Origin of the sequence: Zooshikella harenae, from assembly GCF_018837975.1 — a bacterium.
In the GTDB taxonomy this organism is placed as follows: Bacteria; Pseudomonadota; Gammaproteobacteria; order Pseudomonadales; family Zooshikellaceae; genus Zooshikella; species Zooshikella harenae.
Genome location: NZ_JAGSOY010000359.1, coordinates 1 through 573, shown reverse-complemented (window position 1 = coordinate 573; position 573 = coordinate 1). Strand labels below are relative to the sequence as shown.

Sequence of the window (573 nt, the reverse complement as noted above, 5' to 3'; positions counted from 1 at the left end):
TTTAAGTTATTAGGATCAGGCCAACTTGATCTCATTTCTAGATAGTCAGCTAATTGTAAAATTCCTTTAGTAATACCTTTACTTGTCGTTCCATTTTTATTTAAGTAATAATGACAATCCCACATTTCATTTTCTTCTATTTTTTTTCGACTGCCATTTGGCAGACTTAAGTCATAATTCTGATAATATTCACCTATTTTTTTAAATGAAGTATAAAAAAGTGACTCAGTAAAAGGAGCAAGCATCCCAACTGCCGCCATACTGTGTGCTGACTGGATATAAATGCTGTGTTCAATAAGTTCTACAAGATCATCTCTAAAATTTGCATTATCAATTTTTTTATTCAGTTTCTGATACTCTTGCGAATTATTTTCTAACAAACTCTCTATAGCATCTAACTGTCCAATTAAATTTATGTGACCACAAAAAAACCATGAACGTTCATGATCAGATAGAGTATCAACACCTTTAGAAGAATATAAATATTTTTCCCAACACATTTTCAAGCACTCCCAAAAAAAACCAATAGTTATCCCTCTTGGTTAAATACTAGTCATATTTTAGGTAGTACAC

Annotated in this window: 1 protein-coding gene; it reads right to left on the bottom strand. The window is 30.9% G+C overall.

Annotated elements, in window-relative coordinates; all coding sequences use genetic code 11:
• A partial coding sequence (locus tag KCG35_RS26115; protein ID WP_215822855.1) for a hypothetical protein occupies nucleotides 1–500 on the bottom strand: 500 nt, incomplete at its 3' end.
• Nucleotides 501–573 lie beyond the last annotated feature (73 nt).